General features: G+C 47.0%; 11 protein-coding genes. 9 read left to right on the top strand and 2 right to left on the bottom strand.

Going from position 1 to position 11,959, the window contains the following annotated elements; genetic code table 11:
- The first annotated feature begins 80 nt into the window (after positions 1 to 80).
- The 5 genes from CRG97_RS20465 to CRG97_RS20445 all read left to right on the top strand — a co-directional run bounded on the left by CRG97_RS20465 (position 81) and on the right by CRG97_RS20445 (position 5,096).
- Positions 81 to 1,277 (top strand): acyltransferase, encoded by a 1,197-nt coding sequence (locus CRG97_RS20465; RefSeq protein WP_098746843.1) that lies wholly within the window; start codon positions 81 to 83, stop codon positions 1,275 to 1,277.
- A 295-nt stretch (positions 1,278 to 1,572) separates the two neighbouring features.
- A complete protein-coding gene (locus tag CRG97_RS20460; RefSeq protein WP_071220214.1) occupies positions 1,573 to 1,932 on the top strand; it encodes a replication termination protein in 360 nt (119 codons plus the stop codon).
- Between the two features lie 42 nt (positions 1,933 to 1,974).
- Positions 1,975 to 2,979, top strand: a complete 1,005-nt coding sequence (locus tag CRG97_RS20455; RefSeq protein WP_098746841.1) for a Gfo/Idh/MocA family protein — start codon at positions 1,975 to 1,977, stop codon at positions 2,977 to 2,979.
- 197 nt (positions 2,980 to 3,176) lie between these two features.
- On the top strand, positions 3,177 to 4,454 hold the full coding sequence (locus tag CRG97_RS20450) for an MFS transporter (RefSeq protein ID WP_098746838.1): 1,278 nt from the start codon (positions 3,177 to 3,179) through the stop codon (positions 4,452 to 4,454).
- A gap of 81 nt (positions 4,455 to 4,535) precedes the next feature.
- Entirely contained in the window at positions 4,536 to 5,096 is a 561-nt protein-coding gene (locus CRG97_RS20445; protein WP_098746835.1) for a winged helix-turn-helix domain-containing protein, read from the top strand.
- A 66-nt stretch (positions 5,097 to 5,162) separates the two neighbouring features.
- On the opposite strand, the gene CRG97_RS20440 is transcribed toward CRG97_RS20445, so the two are convergent.
- Positions 5,163 to 5,714 (bottom strand): TraR/DksA C4-type zinc finger protein, encoded by a 552-nt coding sequence (locus CRG97_RS20440; protein ID WP_098746832.1) that lies wholly within the window; start codon positions 5,712 to 5,714, stop codon positions 5,163 to 5,165.
- Positions 5,715 to 5,951: 237 nt separating this feature from the next.
- Here CRG97_RS20440 and CRG97_RS20435 point away from each other — a divergent pair, with 237 nt between their 5' ends.
- The gene (locus tag CRG97_RS20435; RefSeq protein ID WP_098746829.1) at positions 5,952 to 6,329 is read left to right on the top strand and encodes a DivIVA domain-containing protein; all 378 of its coding nucleotides are present in this window, start codon (positions 5,952 to 5,954) and stop codon (positions 6,327 to 6,329) included.
- A 68-nt stretch (positions 6,330 to 6,397) separates the two neighbouring features.
- Here the strand turns inward: CRG97_RS20435 and CRG97_RS20430 are convergent, their stop codons facing one another.
- Positions 6,398 to 6,964, bottom strand: a complete 567-nt coding sequence (locus CRG97_RS20430; RefSeq protein WP_237566519.1) for a cupin domain-containing protein — start codon at positions 6,962 to 6,964, stop codon at positions 6,398 to 6,400.
- A gap of 250 nt (positions 6,965 to 7,214) precedes the next feature.
- Here CRG97_RS20430 and CRG97_RS20425 point away from each other — a divergent pair, with 250 nt between their 5' ends.
- The 3 genes from CRG97_RS20425 to CRG97_RS20415 all read left to right on the top strand — a co-directional run bounded on the left by CRG97_RS20425 (position 7,215) and on the right by CRG97_RS20415 (position 11,558).
- Positions 7,215 to 9,899: a CHASE3 domain-containing protein gene (locus CRG97_RS20425; protein ID WP_098746826.1), complete on the top strand. Its 2,685-nt coding sequence runs from the start codon at positions 7,215 to 7,217 to the stop codon at positions 9,897 to 9,899.
- Between the two features lie 272 nt (positions 9,900 to 10,171).
- Complete coding sequence (locus CRG97_RS20420; protein WP_098746824.1) at positions 10,172 to 11,059, top strand: BglG family transcription antiterminator; 888 nt, start codon at positions 10,172 to 10,174, stop codon at positions 11,057 to 11,059.
- 1 nt (position 11,060) lies between these two features.
- Positions 11,061 to 11,558: a PTS sugar transporter subunit IIA gene (locus CRG97_RS20415; RefSeq protein ID WP_098746822.1), complete on the top strand. Its 498-nt coding sequence runs from the start codon at positions 11,061 to 11,063 to the stop codon at positions 11,556 to 11,558.
- Positions 11,559 to 11,959 lie beyond the last annotated feature (401 nt).

Genomic DNA, 11,959 nt, shown 5'->3' with positions numbered 1-11,959 from the left:
AATAATTGGATTACCCGATCAAGGGCAGTGTCCCTTACAATGAGGAGTGTTCACACGAAGTCAGACGAAGGGGGAGCTGTATGCCCAAAGAAAGAATACCGGAAATTGAGCGCTTGCGGGGAATTGCTTTCCTGGCTGTAGTCTTACAGCACTCCATCGCGCACTATTCTGTCGCGCCGGGAATGACGACAGGCGATGGTTTGATGATGGCAGTTCTTCTGATGGCGACGAAATTTGCTGTGCCCGTCTTTATTTTTATTACTGGCATGGTGCTGTTTTATAACGATAAAGGTCAACTGCATTACGGAAAGTTCATCAAGAGGCGTTTTGGTGATATCTACGTTCCGTTTGCGGTATGGACCTTGATTACTTTATTGATCAATCATAAATTTAATCCTGCTGTAATTGAGGATTGGAAGTATCTTGGGGAAGTATGGTTAACCGGGAAATCGAGCTCGCATTTTTGGTACATCATTATGCTGTTTCAATTCTATTTGCTGTACCCGCTGTTCCGCTCCGCTATATTAGGAATAAAGAAGCGATGGGGCTGGCAGACGCAGCTTACGATATTGATCTTATCCGGGCTATTGTACGTGGGTTTAACAGGAATTATCAATGATATTGGCCAATGGATGGGAAGCCTGAATATCCCGGTATGGAGTGAGCTGTTCACAACCTACGCAGATCGGAATGCACTCTATTATTTCTTCTATTTTGCGCTGGGGGCGGCGGCCGGTTTATACCATGACGCTTGGAAAAAATGGCTGCAAAAGGCACGGCCGGCCATATGGCTCGTCTTCGCATTTTTGTTCGGATGGATGCTCATCCAGGCCGTTAATGAGATCCGTTCCGCCGCGAATGGCGCGATCACGTTCTATTCCTTATCGCTGCTTCGCCCGATGATGGCACTTTTCCTGATTAGCTCTATATTGGTCATGTACGATGTGGCTGGTTGGATATGTCGTCATGCCGGAGCGGGAGCGAATGCGCTTCTGACCTCCATTGGGCTCTATTCGTATGGTGCTTACCTGATTCATCTATTGACACTGCGTATAAGCTATGCAGTCGATGAATCTTTGCTGATCAGCATGCACCCTCTGGTGCGGATACTCTCATCATGGATCATCAGCGTAGGCGTGGCTTATGGTGCCACTCGCCTGCTCGCCAAGCTGCCGTTCGGGAAGTGGCTTGTCGGAATCGCAGGAGCAAGAAAATATCGCAAGGTTCGCCCATACGGCAAATCGCGTCCAGACCCCGGCACATCCACCGGGATGTGAAGAATTAAACCCACCCGCCGAGGGTGGGTTTTTTAATCCTTCGATCCACCAACCACCCAAAAAACAGCAGATGAAAAACCGCATAGCATATAATTTCATCATATGAAAAATTCACAACAGTATAAACACTGACGCTCTTGCATCATTCTTCTTCATCCAACACCCAACCACGTTTCAATCTATGCCTTCTTGGTTTAAAAAGAGGGGGATGCTTCCTATTGTGCAAACTGGGAAACTGTGGGTTATAATTAGGTATATTATGGGACAAGTAGCTCGTGAAGGAGGAGGCGTCCAGATGGCATTTATGATCGCCCAGCGTGCTTTTATCAAAGTATATCTCATTACCATGGTGGAGCAGCAGCGCGGATATGGATATCAGATGCTGGAAGAACTGCGGCAAGAATTCAAGAGCCATGGGTATTCACCGCCGCAAAGCGAAATTTACCGGGCTCTGCATGAGTTGGTGCAAGAGGGTGTATTATACCGTACCAAGCAGCTGAAAGGGAATGATCCGCGGGTCGATTTTCAAGAAATCGTTCTTTATCATTTTACCGATGACGGTGCCGAGAAAGCTAAACTCTACAAAAAACAGGTTAAAACAGATTTGGATCGGTGTTTGGGGATTCTTCATAAAGCGGTCAACGATAATTTTTAAAAAAACATCTGAACGGAATGCAGCCAAAGGAGGAATGACCTCGTGAGCAAGAAATTGCGCTTTGGAATTATGAGCACTGCTCGGATTGCAAGAAATTCAATGATACCAGGCATATTGAAATCGGAACGCTGTGAAGTCGGGGCGGTCGCTAGCCGCAATGCAGACAAAGCAAGCGAGCTCGCGGATCGATATCATATCGGGAAATACTACGGATCTTATGACGAGCTCCTGGAAGACCCCGACATTGATGCGGTATATATTCCTTTACCGAATCACCTTCATAAACCTTGGACCATCAAAGCGGCACAGGCCGGCAAACATATCTTATGCGAGAAACCGGCAGCCCTGACCGAAGCGGATGTCCGTGAGATGGCTGAGGCTGCTAAAGCACACAACGTGCTGTTCGCGGAAGCCTTTATGTACCGATATCATCCGAAACACGCGCGTGTTCGCGAAATCATCGAAAGCGGCGAAATCGGCCAGCTGCGCGGAATTCACGGATCGTTTACCTTTAACAATGCGGAGGATAAAAGCAATGTTCGTTACAGCAAGGATATGGGCGGAGGTTCAATCTATGACGTGGGATGCTATCCCATCTCAGCGGCGCGCATGATTTATGGTCAGGAACCCAAGGCTGTAACGGCCCATGCTTTTTTCTCTGAGGAGCATGACGGTGTGGACATGATGGTCCACGGGATGGTGGAATTTGACGATGGACTGGGGCTTACATTTGAGTGCGGGATGTGGACATATTCCAGATGCTCTTTAGAGATCGCAGGAACGGAGGGCAGGATTGAGCTTCCTTCTGCCTTTGGATGGGAGCGGATGGAGGACATGGCCCAGATCTGCGTTCATACGGCCAAGGGGTCCCGTGAGGAGAAGGTAGGGATCTACAACCACTTTGCACTGCAAGCGGATGCAATGGCAGCGGCCGTGATGGACGGAACGCAGCTCCCATATGGTCCGGAAGATGCCATCAGCAATATCAGAGCCATTGAAGCGTGCCTTCAAGCAGCCAGATCCTCATCGCGAGTGGTTATTAAATAAAGAAGATAACGCTGTCAAAATAATCGTTAGACTCAATAAATCGCCGTGTTGGCGATTTATTTTTTTTTACCTATTGCATTTCTCTTCAAAATCATTAAAATAAACTTAACGATAAAATAATTTTAACGTAAATATTATTTTAATGGACTGAAAAAGTTTAATGTTATTATCCATTTAACGAAGAGGAGAAGGAAACCATGCAAAATGCCGCTGTTCTGGAAAAGCAAGGCTTTGGTCAGCTTTTGAAAATTCGCCCGTACTTGATTTATTTATCTGCCCAGGCTATTACCCGATTCGGAGATTCCCTGGATTCCATCGCTTACAGCTGGATGGTCTATATGCTCACAGGTTCTGAACTATTAATGGGTACATTGTTCGCCTTTAATTTTCTGCCCGGGTTGCTTTTCAGTTTGTTTACCGGCACCTATGTCGATCGCTGGCCGAAGAAACTCGTCCTTGCTTTAACCTATCTCAGTCGCGGCATTGTGGTTTCGCTAACGGCCTTTCTGTACGCTGTAGGTTCTCTTGAAGTCTGGCATTTGTTCCTGTTCACGTTTCTAAATTCAACTCTGGAATGCTTCTCCAGACCCGCCGAGACCTCCATCGTTCCCCGGCTGCTTCCCAAGGATAAACTGCTGGCAGGCAATTCTTTCTCAACTTCCGTAAGTCGGAGCGCTGAATTAATCGGTTTATCCATCGCCGGTGCCCTTATTGCTCTGATCGGAATTTCCGGGACGATCTTGATTGATGCTATAACGTTTCTTATTGCAGCAGCTATTATCGCTTTTATGCCGAATCCGGAGGCAGCCGAACAGGCTGAAGCCAAGGAAACCTCCGCACGGCCAGAGACTGAGATGAATAAAACGGTGTTCGGCGATATTAAAGAGGCTCTTCTTTTTGTGAAGCAGCATACGCTGCTCCTTATAACAACCGTGCTCGCCATGATCAATAATTTCTGTTTGGCCCCCCTGAACGTACTGCAGCCGGTCTACGTCAAAGAGACCTTGGGTGCCGGACCCGGAGGTCTGAGCGTTTTAGGAACGGGCCTCCTGATCGGTATGATTTGCAGCGGGCTATGGATTGGACGTTACGGGAAGAGCTTCAAAAAAAGCACGTTGATCATGTCAGGATCTGTCCTGCTCGGAATCGGTTATTTTGCGTTAGGGATTCCAGGACATCTGCCGGCATGGCGCGTGGAGTCTGCAGCGGTCTGTATGTTCATTGCCGGTTTCGCCGTCTCCATGCTGAATGCCCCTATCTCGACGTATCTGATGGAAGTAACGCCTAGGCATATGCTCGGCAGAATAGGTGCCCTTATGGCGGTGGCGTGCACGGCTGCCATTCCTGTGGGAAGCTTGATTACCGGAGTTGTAGCGGAGCATTACTCTCCTCCCATTCTGTATTCGATCATGGGAATCGTCATGATACTGCCCGTCATATTCCTCATTCGGAAGAAGAGTTTCCGTGCCATTTAAATCCTTCGCATTTTGTAATTTCGACACTCTCGGCCTATAATGAAAAGAAGTGAAAAATAACATGAAGCTGAGGTGTACGGTGTGGAAACGAAGGAACTGACTACACTGGAAGAGATCAAAATATATTCAGATCCATATCGGCTCCAGATTTTGAATGTATTGAATAAGATGGACCGTCCGGCAACAGTAAAGGAAGTCGCGGACAATATCGGGGATGTGCCTGCTAAAGTTCATTATCATATGAAGAAGCTGGAGCGAATCGGAATGGTCAAGATCGTTTCCACGAAAGAGATCAACGGCATCATTGCTAAGTATTATGAACCTTTTGTCGGTACGGTAAAGATCAAACGCGGAGCAAATTCCGAGGAGCCGGTGATCAAGGAATTAATTCGAACCGAGACGAACAAACTATTATCGGAGTTGTTTGACCAGAATAGAGACCGTTTCTTCAAAAATATGAGTCAAGAGGGCGAAACGACGTCCATGCTGACCAATACAACCTTGTATATGAGCGAGGAAGAAGCGCGTGAATTTTTTGTTGAACTGGATAAAATGTTGACCCCCTATAAAAAGAAACGCGGTGAAGGTTACGACGAATATGAGTTTTTTGCTTCGAATGTTCGGACTCATAAAGAATCTTGATCACGGAAAACAAGCTGGTACCTAACGTGCAGGTACCAGCTTTCCCTTCTATTTTACTGGATCGGTTCATACCTTCTTCTTATAATCGTCTTGTCCAGGTTTAATGGACATGCCGGGAGAGGTGGACGTTCCGTAATCTTCTACGGCATCCCACGCGCCAGCGTCATCAAATTTACCGTCGGCAGCTTGACGGTTGACGCCAGCTCCGGAAGGGGGCGGGGTCATGACATCCTCTTCAACCGGCCGGTTGTCGTTGATATCTTTCCGCGGCGTATGTTCGAGACAATAGGCCGTATAAGGCAAAGCTTCCAGCCGCTCGTACGGAATTTCTAGGCCGCACTTGGCACAGGTACCGTATTCGCCCTGGTCCATTCGCTGCAAGGCAGACATAATCTGCTCCAATTCATGATCGAGCGTTTCCTGAATGGCCAGGTCCCGTCCGCGTTCGAAAACCTCGGTCCCTACGTCTGCGGGATGATTATCGGCTGCGCTCAGCTCTCCCGTAGAGTCCCGAAGGTTGGTTTCATCGCGTGACTCCAATTGCTCTTCCAATCGTTCTTTATCACTGAGCAACCGTCGTTTAAGTTCACTGTATTGTTGTTTTGTCATCGTTGTCATAGATAAGTCGCTCCTCTCTTTCGCTAAGTACACAATAAAGCTTCTTATGTAAAATCAATACCCGAAATGGATTGGTAACAATCACATGAATTATGGGAATGGCAGCCCATCGTTTTTGGAACATTCTCCAAAAAAGCCCCGGAGTGTTTTAATCCCTGTGCTTAATGTGATATAAACAAAGATAGAGAGAGAAGGCTAAAAAAGTAGGGCTGCGCCAATATTTGGAGGTAAATCATTATGGATGAACACATGAAACGCCGATTGGATAAACAGAAAAAGCTATTTAAGCAACTAGGCATTCAACTGGACGCTTTGTCTATCCATGAAAAGAATTTTTCGAATAAACTACGGGGTTATGATCAGGAGGAAGTGGATTCCTTTCTGGACGAAGTGATTCAAGATTATGAGCGGTTTTATGCCACCATCTCCGATCTTATGGATAAATGGCAGGAGCAGCAAATCACCATTCGCGATCTCAGGGCTGGCGTTAAGCCAGAGGCAGAACGCCCGGCACTAAACCCGGAAGAGATTGAAGAGACGGTGGCGAAGCTGGAAGCCGACTTGCATACCCTTAAGAAGCAGATCCGCCCTGAACAAAGATTTTATATTGATTGATGCAATATCGTTGCGAGCGAAATCATTACATAAGAAGCGTCCCAATAACAATAACCACACTTGGCCGATCACCGGCTGCGTGTGGTTTTGTTGTTTGGGCGCCCGGTTATGAGTAAGGGTGGCGCAGGCAGAGGCTTATCCGAGGCGTCACTCTCCATCTTTTTATGTAGCGGGACGGGTGTAATGAGCGCCTCCGAGAGAGGTTTCTTGTTCGTATCATCACATGGCAACGCTTCTGCTCCCATGAGCATATAAGCCCAGACCGACGCAATGTCCATTTGGTGCGGACGCTCAGTGTTATAGACCAATAGCAAGATCGTTCCAGGGGTTAGCGCTGTTATCCAGTGACACCAATCAATGGGGGCGTGTACCACCTGACCTGGTACGATCTGATATACGAGGTTCTGATGAGTATCCGGATCAATCAGGGAATAGCTGATTTCTCCCTGAATGACATAGCACAATTCGCCCGTGTCCGGGTGGCTATGGGGAGAGAGGCCCTTACCTCGTTCAAGGTGAATTTCTGACATCATCATACCTTGCAGAAGGGGCAGCTCCAGTGACGACACATTCGCAACTCCGAGGCCGGTTATACGCTCAGCCTGTTGCCTGGAATGATAAACATGCCCCGTCAATGCAGGATCCCCGCAAGCGCTTTAAAGGTTATCATACGAGTTACTCCTCCTTTTTGAGATTGAGATCCTATTATGTCGTACAAGCGTGTTCCTCTATAATATATGCTCATACGTTTATAAATCTGACTGCCTACGACTAAAGAATCATTGATGTCATCAAAACTGGTTTTGCTTGTAAACCATTTTCATAACAATTACTATGAGAATAGGAGCAGACTTAGACTGATAGATGACAAGGGAGGTTAGCCATTTGTCTAACAACCTGAAATTCAACATCCGCAGCAAGATTGTAGTTGGATATTTAATGATATTATTATGTCTTGGAGCTTTTCTCTGGATTGTATCAGACCGCATTTCTTCTCTGCAGGAAGAGGCGGATTTTATAGAGAAGCATGATATCGAAGTACATAATCTCACGCACGAAATCGAGAAGAATTTACTTGAAATGGAAACGGGTCAGAGGGGTTATGTGATAACGGGGGATGATACCTACCTTGAACCTTTCAACCAAGCGCTGTCGTCTTGGCAGATTAACTATAACAAGCTGTACAAGCTTGTTAGCGATAATTCGGAGCAAGCCAATCATCTGGAGAATATTAAGGAGAATATCAAGGAGTGGATTACCAACGCCGGTCAGCCTGCCGTTCAATTGAAGCAGCTAGGGCAGGATGAGGAGGCCCTTCATTTCTTTATTAATGATCCCGGCCAGCAAGCCATGAACTCCATTCATGAGCTGTTCCTCTCGTTTAGAAGCAAGGAACGCGAGCTGACAACCAGCAGGATTGAAGAGATGAAAGAAAGCAACACCCATTTATTGTATACGATGTATCTCCTTTGGGCTGGGGCAGCGCTGATTACCATATGTGGAGCTTGGGTGATATCGAAGAGCATTGTAAAGCCGATCACGCAGGTAACTCATATCATCTCCGATATTGTCAGAGGTGGTAACCTCTCCCAACGGATTCATGTGCGATCCAATGATGAGGTCCGCCAGTTGGCGGACACAACCAACGAACTCCTTGCACAGGTCGGCAGACAGAACTGGGCTAAGGATCACATTTCGGTTATGTCGACGCTTCTTCAATCGTCAGATCGTGTGGAAACGGCCGTACAGTTTTTCATTCATAAGCTGGCTTTGATCATGAAACTGCCGTACGGTGCCGTTTTTATTAACCGGGGTGGATCGGAACTCGTAAAGGCAGCTGCTTTTGCCGATCCGGATGGTGAGCCTTGGAACAAGGTCAGAGATCGTTTCCTGCCAGGCGAAGGTTTGGTGGGACAATGCATGCTGGAGCAGCGAATGATTATTCTGGACGATATACCACCTAACTATGTGCGGATTGAATCGGGGCTGGGTGATGCTGAGCCAACCACGCTGCTGCTAGCGCCCGTTATGTTTGAAGGACAAGTTCTTGGTGTCATTGAATTGGCCAAGTTCAAGCCCTTCGATGACTTGGAAATTCAGCTGATTGAACAACTGAATTTTCAGCTTGGGGTAACATTGAACTCGATCCAGAGTAAAATGGAAATCCAGCAATTGTATCATGAATCCCAAACGCTGAATGAGGAGCTTCAGAGTCAGACCGAAGAACTACAGGCGCAGACCGAGGAGCTGCAAACCCATTCCGTGGAGATGCATATGCTGAACGAACGATTGGGGGCCCAGAAGGAGGCCGCATTAATCGCAGCCAGCGAATTGGAAAAATACGCGAAAGAGCTGGAGAAGAGTTCGAAGTACAAATCTCAATTTCTGGCGAATATGTCCCATGAACTGCGGACACCACTGAACAGCATGTTAATTCTTTCCCAGATTTTAGCTGAGAACAAGCAGGGGAACCTGACGGAGGAAGAACAGCATTACGCTTCTGTCATCCATAATTCAGGCAGTGAATTGCTGAATTTAATCAATGATATTCTGGATCTGTCCAAGGTCGAGGCCGGAAAGATGCAAATCGAAATGGACTTGGTAAACTTGACGGAGCTGCCAGAACTGATGGAAGGTTATTTCTCCAAAAGCGCAGAATCCAAAAATCTGGAATTTGATATTGAGATGGCCGACGACTTGCCTGACCTGATGTACAGTGATGGGATGCGGCTCCATCAAATTCTGCGTAATTTGCTCTCAAATGCAATTAAGTTTACCGAGAGCGGTAGTGTTAAACTACGGGTGAAGAAGATGAATTCGATTGTGACCTCGGATTTTGTGATCAGTGGCGACGTCATTGCTTTTTTCGTTGAAGATACCGGCATCGGGATTGCAGCAGAGCATCTTCAACCGATCTTCGAAGCGTTCCAGCAAGGCGAAGAGGCTACGGCCAGAAAGTTTGGGGGGACAGGTCTCGGCTTATCCATATCGCTGCATTTGGCGAAATTGCTTGGTGGGTATATTACCGTGGAGAGCGAGGAAGGAATCGGGAGCACGTTTGTTTTATATTTACCGCTTGTTACGGAATATGGCACCAGCGAAAGTCTGTTTATGCTGCCTGAAGCGGCTGCCACTTCGAGCAACGCCAGTTGGAGTGATCTCCGAATGGAGGCGTTCGACATGGAAGTATCTAGCCGATTGGAGTACAAAACCGTATTGATTGTAGATGATGATATTCGGAATGTGTACGGTTTGACCAATGTGCTGGAGAAACTCCAAATGACCGTGCATACAGCCCAGAACGGATTCGAATGCTTGGAGATGTTATACAAACATCAAACCATCGATGCGGTGCTGCTGGATATGGTCATGCCGGAAATGGACGGAGTCGAAACGATGAAGCGGATTCGCGAGAACCCGGAATGGGCGGAGCTTCCCATTATCGTGATGAGCTCCAACACAATGAGGGATACGGATCAGTTTCTTGCAGACGGCGCGAATGGATATCTGCACAAACCCATTCATATCCAAGAAGTGATCCATACGCTTCAGAAATGGATTGGGAATTAAGGGAAGCGATCGTATATTTACCTGTGGCGGCAGCTTCGAATATTGTCATAATGTCGTATGTTGACGAATGCGAGCCAATTGTTTTATGATGGATTCATAGCAGGAACATAAGACGGCGTGTTACCTTAAGAGGGCATGAGCCAAGAAGAGACAGCTTTCACATGGGGTCTTTTCTTGGCTTTTTTAATGTTTTGGGGATCGATATGAGCATTTCTTCGGATATGAATCCTTCGCCGTTTCTCTGATTAAACTTAAAGGAAAGGGGGAAGTTTATGAGCGGGATCGAGTTGTTTACAGTCGTACGTGTTATTGGTAACAATGTCGTGATGGTTACCGGCGGTAAGAAAGAATCGGAATACGTCATCCTGGGTAAAGGGATTGGCTTCGGCGCCAAAGCAGGCGGAACGATCGCTTCGGACGACAAGCGGATTGAGAAACTCTTCAGGCTGGAGGATCGGGAGCAGTGGAGTCAAGCTCACCATCTGCTGGAAGAATTTGATCCATTGGTGATGGAGATTACAGATCAGATACTCAATCTCATTGGACAGGAATTTCCGGGCACACTAAATGACAAGGTGTACCTGGCACTTCCAAGCCATATCCAGTTTACGATATACAGAATCCGTAAAGGCATGGATATTATTAATCCTTTCCTTGAAGAAACCCGGATCAGCTTCCCAAAAGAATATGATATCGCAGCCAAGGCAGCGGAATTGATCGGCCAGGCCTTCGATATCGAAGTTCCGGAGGATGAGATCGGCTTCTTAACCTACCATGTGTATTCGGCTGTCAGCCATGTGCCCGTTGGCCATCTGGTCAAGGCATCGAATGTGGTGGGAAACCTGGTAAGGTATATTGAAGAGGAACGGCAGGTCGCTTTTGACCGGGGAAGCATGGATTACGTCCGTCTTCTGATGCATTTGAGGTTCTCGGTAGACCGTATGTTGAATCAAGAAATCCATGTGGATAATCCATTTGCGGACCAGATCCGCTCCAAGTTCACGAATGAATATGGTCTGGCTACGCGCCTTGCAGGCATGATGGAGAAAGAACTCGGCAAGAAAGTACCTGAAGCGGAGGTTTGCTTTCTAGCGATGCATCTATATCGGCTCTTCACAGGCCGGCTACAGCAAAAGAATCAACCCAGGGAGGAATCTTAATATGTTTGATCGTTGGAAAAAGAAAAAAACAGCTACTGCCATTCAGCTTACAGCACCATTGTCGGGTAAAGCCGTGCCTTTATCGCAAGTGCCCGATGAGGCATTTGCTGCTGGTCATATGGGCAAAGGCATAGCCATCGAGCCGTCCGAGGGCAAATTAATTGCGCCATTTGACGGGACGGTTGCGCATGTCATCAAGTCCAAACATGCCGTGATGCTGGAGGATCCGGTGACCGGTCTGCAATATTTATTCCACATCGGGATTAATACAGTTGGCTTGAAAGGCGAAGGTTTCACAAGCCATGTTCAAGCGGGTGATCAGGTGAAGTCGGGTCAGACGCTCATCGAATTCGACATGGCTGCAATCCAAGCCGCAGGTTATCCGACGATTACCCCGGTTATTGTGACCAATGCCGATGAGGTGGCTTCCAAGGTTGACGGTCAGACCGGTAATGTCGTGTCCGGCCAGGATCCTGTCCTGACCATAGAATTGAAATAGTTCAATTCTATAGGCGATTGATTTAAATATTGGTTATTGACAAAACAGGAAGACGTGAATTAAGATAACAACATCAAATGAATACGTTTTAAGGCGTGTTACCATAAACATGGGCATGAGCCAAGAAGAATCGGACTATATTTTTTATAGTCACCGTTCTTCTTGGCTTTTTTTGTTGGTATAGTCAAGGTTCAGCGGGGCTGACGGAATTCTATATCGCAAGAATACTTACCTCTAGGACACGGTCGCTCTCTGAGAAGAGCCTTCGGTAGAGGTTTGATTAATGGACTCCTGGTACCCATGATAGCCGGATCCATACCACCTTAAAATGATGAATACAAGAACTCGCAAGGAGGAGGATTTTCTGAGGTCTTTTTGTTCCCGAATGGAAGGGAAGAAAT

It is taken from the genome of Paenibacillus sp. EZ-K15 (assembly GCF_002573715.1).
In the GTDB taxonomy this organism is placed as follows: domain Bacteria; phylum Bacillota; class Bacilli; order Paenibacillales; family Paenibacillaceae; genus Paenibacillus_AQ.
Note: the sequence above shows the minus strand (reverse complement) of the source record. Positions and strands in the feature narration are given on the sequence as shown.

Bases quoted from the DNA above. Each gene is read 5' to 3' on its own strand.
- CRG97_RS20465 (WP_098746843.1), top strand. From the start codon at position 81: ATGCCCAAAGAAAGAATACCGGAAATTGAGCGCTTGCGGGGAATTGCT.
- CRG97_RS20460 (WP_071220214.1), top strand. From the start codon at position 1,573: ATGGCATTTATGATCGCCCAGCGTGCTTTTATCAAAGTATATCTCATT.
- CRG97_RS20450 (WP_098746838.1), top strand. From the start codon at position 3,177: ATGCAAAATGCCGCTGTTCTGGAAAAGCAAGGCTTTGGTCAGCTTTTG.
- CRG97_RS20440 (WP_098746832.1), bottom strand. From the start codon at position 5,714: ATGACAACGATGACAAAACAACAATACAGTGAACTTAAACGACGGTTG.
- CRG97_RS20435 (WP_098746829.1), top strand. From the start codon at position 5,952: ATGGATGAACACATGAAACGCCGATTGGATAAACAGAAAAAGCTATTT.
- CRG97_RS20420 (WP_098746824.1), top strand. From the start codon at position 10,172: ATGAGCGGGATCGAGTTGTTTACAGTCGTACGTGTTATTGGTAACAAT.
- CRG97_RS20415 (WP_098746822.1), top strand. From the start codon at position 11,061: ATGTTTGATCGTTGGAAAAAGAAAAAAACAGCTACTGCCATTCAGCTT.